The sequence below is a fragment of the Streptomyces sp. NPDC047453 genome, assembly GCF_040643155.1.
Taxonomy (GTDB): Bacteria; Actinomycetota; Actinomycetes; order Streptomycetales; family Streptomycetaceae; genus Streptomyces.
The window spans coordinates 41,981-59,315 of sequence record NZ_JBEYTS010000021.1 but is presented as its reverse complement, the minus strand read 5'-3'; the positions used below and the strand labels follow the sequence as shown (position 1 = coordinate 59,315).

The 17,335-nt window shown below is 72.2% G+C and carries 17 protein-coding genes; 8 read left to right on the top strand and 9 right to left on the bottom strand.

Going from position 1 to position 17,335, the window contains the following annotated elements; genetic code table 11:
• Positions 1-219: 219 nt before the first annotated feature.
• The 5 genes from ABZ818_RS20155 to ABZ818_RS20135 form a co-directional block, all read right to left on the bottom strand.
• Positions 220-621, bottom strand: a complete 402-nt coding sequence (locus ABZ818_RS20155) for an EthD domain-containing protein (RefSeq protein WP_361416125.1) — start codon at positions 619-621, stop codon at positions 220-222.
• A 142-nt stretch (positions 622-763) separates the two neighbouring features.
• Positions 764-1,648 carry an SMP-30/gluconolactonase/LRE family protein gene (locus ABZ818_RS20150; protein WP_361416123.1) on the bottom strand — a complete coding sequence of 295 codons (885 nt, stop codon included), beginning with the start codon at positions 1,646-1,648 and terminating at the stop codon, positions 764-766.
• Positions 1,649-1,904: 256 nt separating this feature from the next.
• Positions 1,905-3,068, bottom strand: coding sequence for a thiolase family protein (locus ABZ818_RS20145; RefSeq protein ID WP_361416121.1), 1,164 nt, complete (start codon positions 3,066-3,068; stop codon positions 1,905-1,907).
• Complete coding sequence (locus tag ABZ818_RS20140; RefSeq protein ID WP_361416119.1) at positions 3,065-4,069, bottom strand: nitronate monooxygenase; 1,005 nt, start codon at positions 4,067-4,069, stop codon at positions 3,065-3,067. The genes ABZ818_RS20145 and ABZ818_RS20140 overlap by 4 nt, the downstream gene beginning before the upstream one ends.
• A 67-nt stretch (positions 4,070-4,136) precedes the next feature.
• Positions 4,137-4,937 (bottom strand): enoyl-CoA hydratase-related protein, encoded by an 801-nt coding sequence (locus tag ABZ818_RS20135; RefSeq protein ID WP_361416117.1) that lies wholly within the window; start codon positions 4,935-4,937, stop codon positions 4,137-4,139.
• Positions 4,938-5,067: 130 nt separating this feature from the next.
• Here ABZ818_RS20135 and ABZ818_RS20130 point away from each other — a divergent pair, with 130 nt between their 5' ends.
• A complete protein-coding gene (locus ABZ818_RS20130) occupies positions 5,068-7,035 on the top strand; it encodes an NAD(P)/FAD-dependent oxidoreductase (RefSeq protein WP_361416115.1) in 1,968 nt (655 codons plus the stop codon).
• Positions 7,036-7,522: 487 nt separating this feature from the next.
• Here the strand turns inward: ABZ818_RS20130 and ABZ818_RS20125 are convergent, their stop codons facing one another.
• From ABZ818_RS20125 to ABZ818_RS20110, 4 genes are all read right to left on the bottom strand, one after another.
• Positions 7,523-7,738, bottom strand: a complete 216-nt coding sequence (locus ABZ818_RS20125; protein ID WP_361416113.1) for a ferredoxin — start codon at positions 7,736-7,738, stop codon at positions 7,523-7,525.
• A gap of 193 nt (positions 7,739-7,931) precedes the next feature.
• Positions 7,932-8,687: an enoyl-CoA hydratase gene (locus ABZ818_RS20120; protein WP_361416111.1), complete on the bottom strand. Its 756-nt coding sequence runs from the start codon at positions 8,685-8,687 to the stop codon at positions 7,932-7,934.
• Between the two features lie 271 nt (positions 8,688-8,958).
• On the bottom strand, positions 8,959-9,453 hold the full coding sequence (locus ABZ818_RS20115; protein ID WP_361416109.1) for a DUF3237 domain-containing protein: 495 nt from the start codon (positions 9,451-9,453) through the stop codon (positions 8,959-8,961).
• Positions 9,454-9,985: 532 nt separating this feature from the next.
• On the bottom strand, positions 9,986-10,483 hold the full coding sequence (locus tag ABZ818_RS20110; RefSeq protein ID WP_361416107.1) for a PaaI family thioesterase: 498 nt from the start codon (positions 10,481-10,483) through the stop codon (positions 9,986-9,988).
• Positions 10,484-10,972: 489 nt separating this feature from the next.
• Between ABZ818_RS20110 and ABZ818_RS20105 the strand changes: the two genes are divergently transcribed.
• The 7 genes from ABZ818_RS20105 (at position 10,973) to ABZ818_RS20075 (ending at position 17,320) form a co-directional block, all read left to right on the top strand.
• Positions 10,973-12,166: a thiolase family protein gene (locus ABZ818_RS20105; protein WP_361416105.1), complete on the top strand. Its 1,194-nt coding sequence runs from the start codon at positions 10,973-10,975 to the stop codon at positions 12,164-12,166.
• Between the two features lie 49 nt (positions 12,167-12,215).
• The gene (locus tag ABZ818_RS20100) at positions 12,216-12,983 is read left to right on the top strand and encodes an SDR family NAD(P)-dependent oxidoreductase (RefSeq protein WP_361416103.1); all 768 of its coding nucleotides are present in this window, start codon (positions 12,216-12,218) and stop codon (positions 12,981-12,983) included.
• Entirely contained in the window at positions 12,980-13,747 is a 768-nt protein-coding gene (locus tag ABZ818_RS20095; RefSeq protein WP_361416101.1) for a crotonase/enoyl-CoA hydratase family protein, read from the top strand. Before ABZ818_RS20100 ends, ABZ818_RS20095 begins: the two co-directional genes overlap by 4 nt.
• Before the next feature lie 59 nt (positions 13,748-13,806).
• Positions 13,807-15,216 carry an MFS transporter gene (locus ABZ818_RS20090; protein ID WP_361416099.1) on the top strand — a complete coding sequence of 470 codons (1,410 nt, stop codon included), beginning with the start codon at positions 13,807-13,809 and terminating at the stop codon, positions 15,214-15,216.
• A gap of 300 nt (positions 15,217-15,516) precedes the next feature.
• Positions 15,517-15,951, top strand: a complete 435-nt coding sequence (locus ABZ818_RS20085; protein WP_355896441.1) for a nuclear transport factor 2 family protein — start codon at positions 15,517-15,519, stop codon at positions 15,949-15,951.
• Between the two features lie 67 nt (positions 15,952-16,018).
• Complete coding sequence (locus tag ABZ818_RS20080) at positions 16,019-16,801, top strand: SDR family oxidoreductase (RefSeq protein ID WP_361416096.1); 783 nt, start codon at positions 16,019-16,021, stop codon at positions 16,799-16,801.
• Positions 16,802-16,942: 141 nt separating this feature from the next.
• Positions 16,943-17,320, top strand: coding sequence for an EthD domain-containing protein (locus tag ABZ818_RS20075; protein ID WP_361416094.1), 378 nt, complete (start codon positions 16,943-16,945; stop codon positions 17,318-17,320).
• The last annotated feature ends 15 nt before the right edge of the window (positions 17,321-17,335 follow it).

The following is a 17,335-nucleotide window of genomic DNA, read 5'->3' as shown; positions in this document are numbered from 1 at the left end:
GGGGCGCCCCACGTCCGAGGACGGGGCGCCCCTCGACGCCTTCCCGGCCTCCACGTCTGTCGACGCCGCGTGTGTCGACGAGGAGGTACCGGGTGGGCTGCGGTGCGACGGCACAGGGCCGGCGCGGCTCGCGCACGGGTGCTCCCGTCCCCGCGCGAGCGCCGCTTCGGCCCCGGCAGGAACGAAAGAACGATTCTGCCGGGGCCGACGTCCACAGGGTCAGCCGCTCACGGGCTCCGAGGCGTACTGGTCGCACATGAACGCCAACTTCGAGGAACGGTCGAGGAACTTGTCCTCGTCGTCGAGGAAGGCGGCGAGTTGGTCCGGGTCCTGGACCAGGCGCTGCATCCCGGCGAGCGCCTCCCGGTCCCGGAACGTGATCACCGTGATGGCGTCGTACGGGTCGTCGCCCACGGAGGCGTGGGTGTCGGAGGTGCTGGCGTGCTCACCGGAGGAGCGGACCAGATTGCGCGTGTAGCTGTCGTAGAGGTGACCGAAACAATCCTGCGCCATCTTGGCGTGGATCCGGTTGTAATGGGCGGCGAATTCCTCCTTCGTCGTTCCCGGCTTGCGCTTGAGGAAGAGGACGACACTGATCTTCTGGGGTTCCGTGCTCGTCATGTCGCACACCTTTCTTTCGAATGTTTCGATCTGCTGGACATCTCGCGGACGGATTCGCGACGGACCGCTCCGCCGACGCGACGGACCACCAGGACCACCCGGACCGCACGGCGGCCCGTCCGGACCGCACGCCCGCGGATGGTCAGGGAATGCCGGCGCCGGGGACGCCGACCGGGAGTTGCACGATCGACGCGCCGCGCAGGGCGGCCGCCTCGGTCGCGTCCCAGGTGGGCGCGAGGCAGACGTACAGGGTGGAGCGGCCGGGACCGCCCAGGGCACAGGCGTAGGCCCCCTGGTCGAAGACGTGCTCGGCCAGGACCTCGCCGCCCTCCGCCACGCGCAGGACGCGCCTGTGCGGCGGGTCGGTCACCCAGATCGCCCCCTCGGCGTCCAGCGCGATCCCGTCGGCGGAGACGTCGATCACGGAGAGGAGTTCACCGACGTCGGTGGTGGTGGGCGCTTCGCCGAAGCGTGCCCACGTACGGCGACCGGAGAGCCGTCCGTCCCCGAGGTCGAAGGCGGTCAGCCGGTTGGCGAAGGACTCGCCGACGATCAGGGTCCGCCCGTCGGGGGTGATCACCGAGCCGTTCGGGAAGGCCAGGTCCTCGGCGACCTTCTCGAAGGTCCCGTCGGGGTCGACCCGCCACAGGTCCGCCGGCGCCACCGGCCGACCGCCGCGGAGGTCGAACCCCATGTTGCCGACGTAGGCACGCCCTTCGGCGTCGACGACCATGTCGTTGAGGTGGTGCGGGACCACCTCGGACAGGTCCGCGTGGACCACCGACTCCGCTCCGTCGCGGCGCATGATCCGCCGGTCCTTCACGCACACGAACAGCAGGCGCCCGTCGGGCAGGAAGCCCAGGCCCCCTGGCTGGTTCGGCACCACCGCCTCGCACCGGACCTCCCCGGAAAGGGAGACCGACAGGATCTGATGCGTGAAGAAGTCCGAGAAATACAACCGGTCCCCCCGCCAGCGCGGGCATTCCGGATAGGTGAGACCGCGAATCGTGTGCGTGAACTCGGGCACGTTCCCTCCACCCTTCACGGCGCATTCCCCTTCGCCGGGGGAAACGCCCGCCGGTTTCGAACGCGACGTTAGACCCGGAATCTCAAAATAACAATGCCCCGATCCGTGTTTCCTCGCCGATACGCACACCGGCGCGCCCGATGGCTCCTGCCGGTCCCGTGGCACGGGACCGGCCGGCGCTCCGCCCCACCGGCGGCGGGGGCCTTTTCGTCGCCCCCGTCCGGCGGGCCGCCGCACGCCCCGCGCCCCGGCCCGTCTACACCTCCACGACCACCGCCCCGCCCATGCCGCCGCCGGCACACATGGCCGCCATGCCGAGGCCGCCGCCCCGGCGGCGCAGGGCGTGCACGAGCGTGGTCACCATCCGCGCGCCCGAGGCGGCGATCGGATGGCCGAGGCTGCACCCCGAGCCGTGGATGTTGATCTTCTCCTCGTCGATGCCGTGCACGCGCGAGGCGGCCAGCGGCACCGAGGCGAACGCCTCGTTGATCTCCCAGAGCGCGATGTCCCCGGCGGAGAGCGAGGAACGCGTCAGAAGCTTGGTGATCACCTCGGCGGCGGCCATGCCGGTGCGGTGCGGCTCGACGCCCACGGCGCCCCAGCCGTGGATGCGGGCCAGCGGCTCCAGGCCGTGCTCGCGGGCGTACTCCGCACTCACCACCATGAGCGCGGCCGCCGCGTCGTTGATCCCGCTCGCGTTGCCCGCCGTGACGGAGAATCCCTCGATCTCGGGGTGCACCGGCTTCAGCGCGGCGAGCTTCTCCATCGAGGTGCCGCGGCGGGGATGCTCGTCCTGGTCGAAGACGACCTGCTCGCCGCCGAGCGTGACCGTCAGCGGCACCAGTTCGTCGGCGAAGAGCCCCTCGTCGATCGCGGCGACCGCCCTGCGGTGCGAGCGCAGCGCCCACGCGTCCAGTTCCTGCCGGGACAGGCCCGTCTCCCGGGCGGCACTCCAGCCGACGGTCAGCGTGACGTCGTCGTTCGCACCGTCGTAGTGGGGGAAGGTGGGCCCCATGCCGGTGCGGGTCCGGTCCGAGCCGGGCTCCCGCCACTCCAGGGCGGGAGCGGTGGAGGCGGACTCCGTCCCACCCGCGACGACCGCCCGCGCGGCACCGCCGCGCACGGCTCCGGCCGCGTTGCCCAGCGCGGTGAGGCTGCCCGCGCAGTGCCGGTTGACCGCCTGGCCGGGGACGGAGAGCATGCCCGCCGCCACCGCCGCGTGCCGGGCGAGGACCCCGCCGCCGGCCAGCGACTCGGCGAGGATCACGTCGTCGACGGCCTCGGGGGCGACGCCGGAGCGCTCGACGCAGGCGAGGAGCACCTGCCGGGCGAGTTCGTCGGCGCCGGTCTCCCGCAGCGTCCCCTTGAACGCCGTGCCGACGGGGGTGCGCACCGCGCTCACCACGACCGCTTCGTTCATGCCGCCACCTCCTGGACCCGGGAGGACATCCCCGTCAGCCGGTTCTCGATCAGTCCGCACGCCTCCTCGACCACCCGGTCGACGAGCGCGGAGACGGTGGGGATGTCGTCGATCAGTCCCTGGACCATTCCGACCGTCCAGATGCCGAGTTCGGGGTCCCCCTCCTCGTAGACCCGCCGCCCCCGGGCCCCGGCCACGAGTTCGCGCACGGTCTCGAAGCGGGGGTCCTCGGCGAGCTTGCGCACGACCTCGCGGCTGACGCTGTTGCTCGCCACCCGGGCGGTGTTGCGCAGCGGGCGGAAGATGAGTTCGGTGTCCCGCTCGGTGGCCGCCACGATCGCCTCCTTGACGGGGGTGGCGATCGGCGACTCCATCGTGCACATGAAGCGGGTGCCCATGTTGACCCCGTCCGCGCCCAGGGCGAGCGCGGCCACCAGGCCCCGGGCGTCGGCGATCCCCCCGGAGGCGATGAACGGGATGGACAGGGTGCTCGCCGCGCGCGGGAGCAGGACGAGTCCGGGGATGTCGTCCTCGCCGGGGTGTCCGGCGCACTCGAACCCGTCGATGCTCAGCGCGTCGACGCCCACGGACTGGGCCTTGAGCGCGTGCCGGATGCTGGTGCACTTGTGGAGGATGCGCACGCCCGCGGGCTTGAGCATCTCGACGAACTCGGTCGGCAGGTTGCCCGCGGTCTCCACGATGGTGACGCCCGAGTCGATGATGGCGCGGCAGTACTCGGCGTACGGCGGCGGGTTGATCGACGGCAGGATCGTGAGGTTGACGCCGAACGGTCGGTCCGTCATCGTCCGGCAGCGCTCGATCTCCCGGGTGAGGTCCTGGGGGGTCGGCTGGGTGAGCGCGGTGATGAACCCGAGGGCGCCGGCGTTCGCCACCGCCGCCACGAGTTCGGCGCGCCCGACCCACTGCATCCCGCCTTGTACCAAGGGGTGCGTCACGCCGAAGAGTTCGGTGAAGCGGGTCGAGATCCTTCGATGGGTCATTCTGTCTCCCTGACTGACTGGTCGGCCGCGGACCCGTCCGCGTGTGGTGCGCGTGCTCCCGCGGTGCTCAGCGCCCGCGGAACTCCGGCGGCCGACGCTCCTGGAAGGCGTTGATTCCTTCCAGCAGGTCCTCGGACGCGAGGGTCTGCTGCTCCAGTGCGAACGAGAGGTCGAGCACCTCTCCGGCACGCTGTGCCGTGAGCCGGTTCAGGGCCCGCTTGGTGCCCTGGACGGCGAGCGGGGCGCGGGCGGCCATCCGCCCGGCGATGTCCAGCGCGACCGCGAGCGTCTCCTCGGGGGTGTCCACAAGGTCGGTGACCAGCCCGAACGAGTGGGCCGTGGCCGCGTCGAGGGCGTCCCCGGTGAGGAGGTAGCGACGCGCGCGCAGCATTCCGGCCGAATGGGGCCACGCCACGCAGCCTCCGTCGCCGGCCACCAGGCCGACCGCCACGTGCGTGTCGGCGATCTTCGCGGCGCGTGCCGCGACGACCGCGTCGCAGAGCAGGACGATCGTCGCGCCCACCCCGATCGCCGCTCCGTGCACCGCGGCGACGATCGGCTGCGGGATGGTCATGAAGGCGTCCGCGAGACGACGTCCGTCGTCCACGGTCCGCTGTCGCACGTCGACGTCCGCGTGGGCCTGGCGCATGAAGTCGAAGTCGCCGCCCGCCGAGAAGACCTTGCCGGTCGCGGCCAGCACGATCGCCCGCACCGAACGGTCGCCGGCCACCTCGCCCAGGACCTCGACCATCTCGCGGTGGAAGTCCTCGTCGACCCGGTTCATCAGATCGGGGCGGTCGAGGGTGATCTGCAGGACGCCCTCGGCCGGTCGGCTCAGCCGCAGACACACGAACTTGGATTCATCCATTCTGAGACCTCTCGTATCGACACCTTGGTGCCTTATTGAGACCGACAGTCTATTATCTCAACAGCCGCGTGGCCAGTGGCGGCTCAGCGGGCCACCACGGGGCGCACTCCTCACCGACGAAGGACAAAGTGTGACACTTTCGACATCCGACATCGGAACCGACGACGTCGACAGCGCCGCTTTCGAGGAAAGACTCGCCTGGGCACTGAAGGACGCCAACCTCCCCACGCTCCTTGCCGTCCTGACCCATATCACCGGCAACTGGTCCTACCTGAAGGACCAGTTCGCGCCCGGACCGATGCGAGGGCCGGGCGATCACGACGACGCCGGGCTGCCTGGGGAGTCCCAGGAGAAGCTGCGCGAGATCGCGCACCGGGTGATCCTCGACCACCTGCGCGGAGACCTGCCCCACACGCCCGCCCCGGCGCCCGAGAAGCTCGCCGAGATCCTCGGGGTCGTGGTCGGGGACGCGGTGCCGGAGAACACCGCGGGCCTGCTCGCCGAGGAACTCGGCACGGCCGACCGGCAGCCCGCGCCCCTCTCCGAGCGCACCCGCGACGCCGCGCCGCACACCCTGATCGTCGGCACCGGCTTCTCCGGCCTGGCCGCCGCCATCCGGCTCGAGCAGGCCGGACTGCCGTACACCCTCATCGACAAGAACGAGGCGGTCGGCGGGACCTGGCACGAGAACACCTACCCCGGGTGCGGTGTGGACACCCCGGTCCACCTGTACTCCTTCGCCTTCGCCCAGCGCGCCGACTGGCCGCGGTACTTCGCCGGCCAGGGCGAGGTGCACCGCTACCTCGTCGACGTCGCCGAGCAGCACGGCATCCAGGACAAGGTCCGCTACGGCACCGAACTGGAGTCCGCCACCTGGGACGAGGAGGCCCAGCACTGGCACGTCGTGCTGCGCCACTCGGACGGCACGGCCCAGGAGGCCGACTTCGGGGTCGTCATCAGCGCCGTCGGACAGTTCAACCGTCCCTCGCGGCCGAACCTGCCGGGGCTGGACTCCTTCGCCGGACCGGTGGTGCACACCGCGCAGTGGGACCCCGCCCTGGACCTGACCGGCAAGCGCGTGTCGGTCGTGGGCAGCGGTGCCTCGGCCATGCAGCTCGTGCCGGCCATCCGCGAGAAGGCCGCCCACGTCTCCGTCTTCCAGCGCTCGGCCCAGTGGATCCTGCCCAACCCCAACGCGGGCGCCGACGTCAGCGAGCAGAAGAAGTTCCTGATGGAGCACGTGCCCTGGTACCTGGGCTGGTACCGGCTGCGCCAGGTGTGGAACTTCGGCGACCGGATGTACCCGATCCTGCGTGTCGACCCCACCTGGGAGCACCCCGAGCGTTCGGTCAACGCCGCCAACGAGCGGCACCGTCGCTTCCTCACCGGCTACATCGCGCGCCAGCTCGCCAGCCGCCCCGACCTGATCGAGGCCAGCACCCCCACCTACCCCCCGTACGGCAAGCGTCCGCTACTCGACCACGGTTGGTTCGAATCGCTGACCAGCGACAACGTCGACCTGATCGCGGAGAGCGTCGCGACGGTGGACCCGGGCGGGGTGACCACGACCTCGGGGCACCGAGTCGAGGCCGACGTGATCGTCCTGGCCACCGGGTTCGACGCCATCAACATGCTCGGCCCGATGGAGCTGCGCGGACGCGGCGGCACCGCGCTGCGCGACGCCTGGGGCGCCGACGACGCCCGCGCCTTCCTGGGCATGACGGTCCCCGAGTTCCCCAACTTCTTCATGCTCTTCGGCCCGAACACCAACGCCGGACACGGCGGAAGCCTGGTGATGACGGTCGAGATGCAGGTCCGCTACGTGATCGAGCTGCTGACCCACATGAGCGAGAACGGGATCGGCAGCGCCGAGGTCCGCACGGAGCCCTTCGAGCGCTTCATGGCCGAGCTGGACCAGGCCCTCGAGGGCGCGGTGTGGAGCCACCCCGGCATGACCAGCTACTACCGCAACGACAAGGGGCGGATCGTCACGAACCTCCCCTGGACGAACGCCGAGTACTGGGCCCGCACCCGCCATGTGGATCTCGATGACTACACCCTCACCCCGAGGAGGTCGACCTCCCGTTCCGCAGACTGACATCGCAGGTCACCGGGCTGGCGTGACGCGCACGAGGAGACGCACGCCGGCCTTGCCCCACGTACGACGCCCGCGACCGGCCGCGGAGCTGCCGGAGCAGCCTGAGCACGAACAGCGGCCGGATCACTCGGTCCACCCGAAAGCCGCTCCCGGTACGCGGCGGCACCGCCCGCCGACCGGTTTCGAGCCGCGGGCGCACCGGGCGCGCATCGCTGGCCCCGGCCTCCCGGGGACGCCCCACCAGGAGAGCGCCCCGTCGGGGAGCGCCGCGGCCCCGGATCAGTACGCCGCCGCTCCTGCCCTCACCCCAACACCCCCGGCACAGGCACCGGGCCGCGTGCACGCAGACGGACACGGACTCAGGCACGGGCACATGGGCGGCGGGCGGCAGTCAGCAGTCGGCCGTCACGGCAGCGCAGAAGCGCGGCACCGCCGGGACCCACCTCCATGGGTCCCTGCGCGCCGCGCATCGTCGTATCGGGGTCGGCTATCCCGCCGCGGCCCCCGGATCCGTCGCAAGGATCTTCAGCGCACGCTCCGGGCAGGCCCTGGACCCGGCCCGCGCGTGCGGCTCCCGCCCCTCGGGAACCTCGCCGTCGTAGGGCAGCACATAGCCGTCCTCGTCCAGTCGGAACAGATCGGGCGCGGCCACGGCGCACTGCCCGTGCCCGGAACACAGACTCTGATCGACCTCTACGCGCATGTCGGTCCTCCAGACGGATGAGCGGCGCCGCATGGGGTTCGAGCGCCGCCGGAATACGAGTTTCACGTGGGACGGGTTGCCCGGAGACACCCTTGCGCCCGCGGGCGGACCCGGGGCGTCGACGCCGGAGCGAACGCGGTCGCCACCCGGCGACCGGCACGGGGGACCGCCGTCGGCAGCCCCCCGCCCTCGTTCACTTCTTGCGGAAGCTCGCGACGACCTCCTGGATCGCCGGCCCGGTGGCCGAGGACGCCTGCGCCCACGACTCGAACTCGAGGGTCGCGCCGAAGTCGCCGGTGCGCGCCACGCCGACCGCCGACTTGATGTCGCGGGCGAGCGCCGGATCGATCGCCGCCCAGCGCGCGGCCGTCTCGTGCGCGTCGGCCAGCGGATCGTCGACGACGCGGAGGGCGAGCCCCTGGGCGACCGCCTCCTCGCCGTGCAGGGCGCCGCCGTCGAGCAGCAGCGTGAGCGCCTTCTGCGGGCCGAGGGCGTTGACCAGGAACCAGGTGCAACCGCCACCGGGGTGCAGACCGATCTTCGAGAAGGTCGCCGCGAACGACGCGCGCGGACCGGCGATGCGGACGTCGCACGCCATGGCGAGGTTCAGCCCGGCGCCGACGGCGGCCCCCTGCACCGCCGCAACGGTCGGGATCTCCAGCGCCCGTAGCCTGAGGAAGCTGTCGTAGACGGTGTGCAGGTGACGGCGCAGATCGGCGACCGAGCGCTCCCCGGCCCCTCCGAACAGGGCGGGCAGGTCCGCGCCCGCGCAGAACGCCGTCCCCTCGCCGGTCACCACGAGGGTCCGCGCGTCCGCGTCGGCGGCGACGGTGGACACCGCCTCGCCGAGCTGCCGGATCATCACCTCGTCCAGACAGTTGCGCCGATCCGGGTCGGTCAACGTCAGGGTCCAGCGCCCGTCGTCGTTCCGTAGATCAACCTTGCTCATCCCGCAGTCACGCTCCGTCCGCATCACACTCGACACCTCCGCGGCATCGGTGGCGCCCCTTCCCGGTCCGGCAGGGGCGCGTCCGATGTCCGCTCGGGCCGCGATCCATTTTTCTGAAATTCAAGATCTCACAACATCTCGCGCGGCGGGAGTCGACGGCCCCACCCCGAAACGGGGCGGGACCGTCGCCGCCGCACACCGAGGGGGCGGGCACCCGCACGCGCCCACCCCCTCCCCGAGCCGGACCCCGCGTCGGACGGGGCCCGGCAGGTCATCGAAGGGCGTCCACCCGGTAGCGGAATCCCGCCTCGGTGATCGCCCCGCGCCCCACGGCAAGCGTGCGGTTGAGCCAGTCGTACTCCTCGGAGGCCGTCTCAAAGGAGTAGGTCAGGATCCAGTCGATCTCGCCCGGGTCGATGTTCGCGCCGCCCCTGGCCTCCATGACCTTGGGCCAGGGGCCGAGGCGGCCGGCGGTATAGGTCATCAGGATCAGCTCGCCGTCGTCCGTCCGCAGCACCAGCCGCACGTCGGGGGCGACATAACCGTCCGTCCGCAGGATCCCGTAGTCCATGCCCTCCAGGATGGTGGCCTTGAGGCGAGGGCCCTCGACCCAGCCGCCCTCGACCCCGCCCACGATGCGCTGCCCGTAGGGGGTCTCGCCGAAGACGTAGGAGGGGCGGCTGTGGGACTTGAGCTCGACGAGGTAGTCGAAGAGGAACTCCGTCTCGATCGACACGGGGTCCGACGCGCTGCCTTCCGCGGCCATGTGGTCCGTTCCCTTCGTCCCGGGCCGGCCGACGTCTGGGCGTCGGGCGGCCGCAGCGGTTCCGGCCGGTCCGCGCACCGGCGCGGCGCGCGGCGGTGTCGCGCGGAGGTGTCGTGGCGGAGGGCGGGCTCGCTCACCCCTCGGGGTGGAGCCTTCCCGCGCTCCGGTGGCCACGACGGGCGCGCCGCCGTGCGGGGCGCACCCGCTCGCCGTCACCACGGACCGTCGCGCTCCCGCAGTCCGGGGCGGCGGTCGGCTGCCGACGCGTCACCGCCGGGCCGGGCCCTCTCCTGGCGCCCACACCCGGCCTCCGTACGGGCCGTGACCGGCGGTCACGCGCCGGGAAGCGGCCGACCCCGGCCGGATATTATGAGATGCATTGACTCACAACCCGGCAGGGGCGTCAAGGAGCACCCGCGGCCGCGACGAGCGGCACGCACCCGCCGACCCGCCGACCCGCCGACCCGCCGACCCGCCGACCCGCCGACCCGCCGACCCGCCGACCCGCCGACCCGCCGACCCGCCGAAGGGATCATCCCTCCGGCGCCGCAGGCTCGACCCGCTCCCCCGCACTCATCCGCAGGGCCCCCTGGGCCGACGCGCAGCGGACGCCGTCCGCGCCCTCCATCTCGACGTTGACGAAGGCGACCCGCTTGCCCCCGGGCACGAACTCCGCGCGCACCAGGATCGGCGGCATCGCCGAGCGGTGGAACTGCGCCGCCATGCTGATCGTGAACGCGTACGCGTGCGAGCGCGCCCCCCGCACCGCCATGACGCCCATGACCTGGTCCGCGGCACTGACGAGCAGCCCCCCGTTGACCGCGCCGTTGGCGTTGAGCGGGAAGAAGCGCGAATCGAGGACGAACTCCGCCCGCTCCTCGTCCATGGCCGTGCATTCGAGACCCAGCGCGGCCACGCTCGGCATCAGGTTCGCCCAGTCCGTCCAGTCGCCTTCGGGCGCCTCGGGCGACGGGGGCTCGGAGACGTTCGTGGCCGCCGGGACGCCCCCGGGGTTCGCGTCAACACTCACGTCGTTCCTTCCGTCCGGTCCGGGCGAAGCCGGTCCGCCCCTTCCGCGGGACGGACCTTGCCGCACCTCTTATGAGACACTATAGTTCAAAACTATGGCTCGGAGGCAGGCGCGAACCGACCGCTCGGCAGCGGGAGTCGAGCGCGACACACGACCCGGGTCATGCCCTCGAACACCGCCATGAACACCTGAGCGTGCGTGGCGCGTCCGGGCACACACCCCGAGCGCCACGCAGTCACCCGCACGCCGGACCGGCCGTACCCGCCCCGCGCCCGGCTCCCGCACCTCGCCTCGTACAGGGAGCGGAGGCCGACCGCACCCCGCCCCTTCGTCGCCGCGGCGGCACCGTCCGCCCGGACGGCCCGGGGCGGTCCGGGAGCGACGGCTCCCGGCGGCGGAAGCGCACCCCGCCCCGCACCCGACGGGACGTACGCGCACCGGACCAGAAGGCACGTCCACCGAGCCGAACAGCTTCTTGGGGAGTCAGACATGACCAACACCGCCGTGATCGTCGACGCGATCCGCTCGCCCATGGCGAAGGGGAAGGCCCCCCGCGACGGGCGGCCCGGCGGAGCCCTGTCCTCACTGCACCCGGTCGAACTGCTCGGCCAGGTGCTGCGCCGGCTCGTCGACCGCAACGGCATCGACCCGGCGATCGTGGACGACGTCATCACCGGCTGCGTCAGCCAGGTCGGGGAGCAGTCCGGACCCGTCGGCCGCTGGGCCTGGCTGGCCGCGGGACTGCCGGAGAGCGTGCCGTCGGTGACGGTGCACCGGGCCTGCGGCTCCAGCCAGCAGGCCGCCGACTTCGCCGCCCAGGCCGTGATCGCCGGGGCGCACGACATCGTCATCGCCTCGGGCGTGGAGTCGATGAGCCGCATCCCGATGCTCACCGCCCGGATCGGACAGGACCCCTGGGGCCCGTCCGTCGCCGAGCGCTACGCGCCCGGGCTCGTCCCGCAGGGCGTCTCGGCCGAACTCATCGCCGCCCGCCGCGGCTTCAGCAGGCACGACCTGGACGCCTTCTCGGCCCGCTCGCACGCCAACGCCACCGCCACCGACCTAGGCGCCGAGATCGTGCCGGTGACCCTGCCCGACGGCACCGTCGTGAGCGCCGACGAGACGGTCCGTCCGCAGACCACCGTCGAGGGCCTGGCCGGCCTCAAGCCGTCCTTCGAGACCCCCGAGATGAGCGCGCGCTTCCCCGAGATCGGGGAGTGGAAGGTCACCCCGGGCAACTCCTCCCAGCTGGCCGACGGCGCCTCCGCGCTGCTCATCATGTCCGAGACCAAGGCGCGGGAGCTCGGACTGCGCCCGCGGGCACGGTTCCACTCCTTCGCGCTGGCCGGGGACGACCCGATCACGATGCTGACGGGGCCGATCCCGGCCACCGAGAAGCTGCTCAAGCGCACCGGTCTGACCATCGACCAGATCGACCACTACGAGGTCAACGAGGCCTTCGCGCCCGTTCCGCTGGCGTGGGCCCAGCACTTCGGCGCCGACCCGGCCCGACTGAACCCGCGCGGCGGCGCCATCGCCCTGGGGCACCCGCTGGGCGGTTCGGGCGGCCGTCTGCTCACCACCGCGCTGCACGGCCTCGAAGCCACCGGCGGCCGCTACGGCCTGGTGACCATGTGCGAGGCCGGCGGCATGGCCAACGCCACCCTCATCGAACGCCTCTGACCCGAACGCTTCTGACCCGAACGCCTCCGACAGGAAGAAGACACCACCGATGAACATCACAGGAAGCTCCGCCGTCGTCACGGGCGGCGCGTCCGGGCTCGGACTGGCCACCGTGCGCCGCCTGCTCGACGAGGGCGCGGCCGCGGTCGTCATCGCGGACCTGGAGGGCTCGCGCGGCAAGGAGGTCGCCGACGAGCTCGGGGAGCGCGTGCGCTTCGTGCCGGCCGACGTGCGCGACGCCGACGCCCTGGAGAAGGTGCTCGACGCGGCCGAGGAGGCGGCGCCGCTGCGTGCCGTCGTGCACTGTGCCGGTCGCGGCGGTCCGGTGCGCCTGGTCAACCGGGACGGCACTCCGGGCTCGCTGGAGACCTACTCCGAGATCGTGCAGATCAACCTCGTCGGTTCGTTCAACGTGCTGCGCCTGGCCGCGACCCGGATGGCGCGCAACGAGCCGCTGGACGGCGACCGCGGCGTCGTCGTGCTGACCGCCTCGGTCGCCGCCTTCGAGGGCCAGATCGGCCAGATCCCCTACGCCTCCTCCAAGGCCGGCATCGTGGGCATGACCCTGGTCGCCGCCCGCGACCTGGCCTCGAAGAACATCCGCGTCTGCACCATCGCGCCGGGCACCTTCGACACCCCGCTGCTGGCGCGGCTGTCCGAGGAGGTCCGCGGTTCGCTGGCGGCCACCGTGCCCCACCCCAGCCGCCTCGGCGACCCGGACGAGTACGCCAAGCTCGCCCTGTCGATCATCGACAACGGGATGCTCAACGGCGAGACCATCCGTCTGGACGGCGCGATCCGGATGTCGCCGCGATGAGCCGCACCGTCACCTTCGAGGTGGACCGGGGCGTCGCGGTCGTCACGCTGGACCGGCCGGACGTCCGCAACGCCATCGACCTGCCCACCGCCCGGCAGATCGCCGCGGCCCTGGACGAGGTCGACGCCCGCGAGGACGTCATGGCCGCGGTGTTCACCGGGGCGGGACCCGTCTTCAGCGCGGGGATGGACCTGAAGGCCTTCAGCGCCACGGGGGAACGCCCCCTCGTGGAGGGCCGGGGAGCCTTCGGGATCTGCGAGCGCGCCACCGAGAAGCCGCTGATCGCCGCGGTCGAGGGCAAGGCGCTGGGCGGCGGCATGGAGATCGCCCTGGCCTGCGACCTGGTCGTCGCCTCCGAGGAGTCCTGGTTCGGCCTGCCCGAGGTCAAGCGCGGGCTGGTGGCCGCCGCGGGAGGCGTCCTGCGCCTGCCGCGTCGGGTGCCGCGCGCGGTCGCTCTGGAGATGGTGCTGACCGGCGAACCGGTGGACGCGGCCCGCGCCCACGCGCTCGGCCTGGTCAACCGGGTCGTCGCGCCCGGCACCGCCCGGGAGCGGGCGGTGGAGCTGGCCCGCTCCATCGCCGGCAACGCGCCCATGGCGGTGCGGGTGGCCAAGCAGCTGGTCGCCTCGGCCCCGGACTGGCCCGAGGCGGAGATGTTCGACCGTCAGCGCGCGGACGTGGATCGGGTCCGGTCGTCGGCCGACGCGGCCGAGGGCGCACGAGCCTTCGTCGAGAAGCGCCCGCCCGTATGGACGAACACCTGACCCGGCCACCGGTCCACCCCTCCCGGCGAGGGACCTCGAAGCAGGAGAGCCACCACCCCATGACGCCCACCACAGACTCGCGCGCCGTGCTGATGTTGGTCGTCCTGTCCCTCGCCGGGACCGCCGTGTCCCTCAACCAGTCGATCGCGCTGCCGCTGCTGCCCGACCTGCCGCGGCTGCTCGACACGGACGCGGCCGGAGCCTCCTGGCTCCTCACCGCCACCCTGCTGGCCGGTGCGCTGGCCACGCCGACCATCTCTCGGCTGGCCGACATGTACGGCAAGAAGCGCATGGTCCTGGTCTCGCTGGTCGCCATGGTCGTGGGCTCCCTCATCGGGGCGCTGACCGACTCGCTCGCGCCGATGCTGGTGGCGCGGGCGTTGCAGGGCACGGGCATGGCGCTCGTCCCGGTGGGCATCGCGCTCATGCGGGACATGCTCCCGCCGCGCCAAGTCCCCCTGGGGGTCGCGCTGATGAGCGCGACGCTGGCGGTGGGGGCCGGGGTCGGGATGCCCCTGTCCGGGCTGGTCGCGGCGCATCTGGACTGGCACGCGCTGTTCTGGATCACCGGCGGGCTGGGGGCGGTGGTGCTGCTGGCCATCGCCCTGGTGGTCGACGAGTCGCCGGTGCGCTCGCCCGGCCGGTTCGACCTGACGGGGGCCCTGCTGCTGTCCGTGGCGCTCAGCGCCCTGCTGCTCGCCCTGTCGAAAGGGGGAGCGTGGGGGTGGACGTCGCGGCCGACGCTCGTCTCGGCGCTCTGCGCGGTCCTGGCCCCGGCCGTGTGGGTGCCCCAGCAGTTGCGCGCCCGCAGGCCGGTGGTCGACCTGCGGGTCGCGGTGCGTCCCGAGGTGCTCCTCGTGAACCTCTCCGCGCTGCTCATGGGATTCGCGATGTACACGGACCTGCTGGTGACCTCGCAACTCCTCCAGGCGCCCGCGCACGACGGGATCGGCCTGGGCATGGACCTGCGGGAGGCGGGGCTGTGGCTGGCCCCCAACGCCGTCACCTTCGGCCTCATGGCCCCGGTGACGGCCGGGATCGTGCGGCGTTGCGGACCGCGGGTGACGCTCCTGGCCAGTGCCGCCCTCATGGGTACGACCTACCTGCTCAGGTCCGCCTTCAGCAGCGGCCTGACCCAGGTGGTCGCCGGCTCGGTGGCCGTGGCGGTCGGCGCCTCGTTCGCCTACGCCGCCATGCCCACCCTCATCATGCGGGCCGTGCCGGAGAGCGAGACGGCGTCCGGCAACGGGCTCAACACGCTGCTGCGCGCGGTTGGCACGGCGCTGGCCAGCTCGGTGGTGGCGGCCGTGACGACCGGCTACGCGCTGGGTGTGGGCGCGGCGAGCTACACCGACCCCGACGCGCTCATGGCCGTCTTCCGGGTCTCCGCGCTGATGTGCCTGGGGACGGTGCTGCTGACCGTCCCGATGTTCTTCCTGCGCGGCACGTCCCGCCCAGACGCGATCTGAGCGGTCGTACGACGGCCCCGACCCACCGCCCCGGCCTCGTGGGGTGGCGGTCGGGGCCGCCGCCGTACGGCCGCTTCCCGGCCCGGGGCCGGGCGTCCGTGCCTCGACGTCGCCGCCCCGTTCTGCGCGCCTGCCGCCGGGCGTCCCGGCCCCTTCCGCCTGCTCCGCATTTCGCCTGTGCCGGACGATTGACCTGCTCCAGCTACTCTGAGACGCTAAGTCGCATAATCCCTCCGGACGGCGGCCGACGCGACGCACGAGCGCCGCTCGGCCAGTTCACCTCGAGAACCGGGAGACATCATGGCCCTGAACGAGAACATTCAGAACCTGTCTGCAACCGACAATGTGCGGATCGTTGCGGAATTCTCCGACCTGTACTTCTTCAAGGGGAACAAGGAGGCGGCTTTCGAGCTGCTCGCCGACAACTTCGTGGCCGTGGAGGCCGAGGGTCTGCCGTACGGCGGCGACTGGCACGGCGCGGACGGCTTCGACCGGATGATCGGGCAGATCACCGACCTGTTCGAGTCCACGGTGAACACCTTCCACGTGAAGTACCGCGACGCCGGTGACGTCGTCCTGGCGGACGCCGACCTCAACATGCGCAACCGCCGTACCGGCAAGGTGCTGCCGATGCGGGTCATCGAGCTCTGGTACGTCGTCGACGGGAAGATCGAGAAGGTCGAGGTCTTCTACCAGGACACCGCGGCCGTGACGGAGCACGCCAAGGGCGAGTGACGACACCTCGCCGCACTGCCGTACGTCCGTACCGGACCTGACCTGACCTGACCGACGGAAGGCCAGCATGAGCAGCACCTCCTCCCCCCTGCTCCCCGAGGGCAAGGTCGTCTTCGTCACCGGGGGCTCGGGCAACCTCGGATCGCAGTTCGCCGCCTCGCTGTCGGCCGCCGGCGCGCGGGTCGTCATCGGCGGGCGCAACGTCGAGCGGCTGCGGGCCACGGCCGAGCGCATCCAGGGGGCCACCGGCAATGAGGTCAGGTACGCCGCGGGCGACCTGACCGACGCGGCCGGCACCGCCGCCCTCGTCGAGGACGTCTGGTCCGCCTTCGGCCGTGTGGACACCGTCGTCAACTCGGCCGTGCCCAGCGGAAGCCCGCAGCAGGGCGACCTCCTGAGCACGCCCGACGAGGCGTGGCTGAACTTCTTCGACCCGTTGATCCTCGGCGTGGTGCGCACGGGCCGTCACCTGGTGCCCAAGATGGCCGCGGCCGGCGGCGGATCCTTCGTCAACATCGTGTCCCCGACGGGGATCGTGCCCTCGCCCGGGGTCGACGCCTACGGCGTGGCCAAGGGCGCCCTGATCATGCTCACCAAGTACATGGCCAGGGAGTGGGGTACCTGGAACATCCGCGCCAACGGAATCGCCCCCGGGTTGATCATCGACGACCAGTACGTCACGCCCGAGTCGATCCCCCGCAACGCGGCGCTCTCCAGCGCGCTCGAGCGCACCTCGCTGGGGCGCTGGGGTCGCCCCGAGGACCTGGTGGGCGTGGCCACCTTCCTCGCCTCGGACGCGGCCGCGTTCGTCAGCGGCCAGATCATCTCGGTCGACGGCGGACGTTTCTGACTCGCGCGGACGGTCCCGGCCGGGCGCACCCGTGCGGGCCGACCCCCGCGTCACCCGTCCCGAACCACCCACGCACACACACGCACGCACACGAGCCCGTCGTCCGGTCCCGGGGGCCGAACGACGTCTCGGGAGGACCCCTTGATCAAGCTGGTCGCCGTTCTCTCCCGCAAGCCCGGCCTCTCGGCCGAGGAGTTCCGCACCCACTACGAGCAGGTGCACGTCCCGCTGATCCTCTCCCTGGTGGGAGAGCACCTCGCGGACTACCGCCGCAACTACGTCGACCACGCGACGGCCTCCGGCGGGGTCAACGCCGGTCCCGGGCAGGACCCGTTGGACTTCGACGTCATCACCGACATGTGGTACGCGGACCGGGACCGCTTCGACCGCGCGATGGAGGTGTTCCGCGACCCCGCCCAGGCGGCACGGGTCCGGGAGGACGAACTCACCTTCATGGACCGGGACATGAAGCGCGTCTTCCTCGTGGACGAGGCGGGCGGGGGCACGGCCGCCGGGTGAGTCCCGAACCGCCGT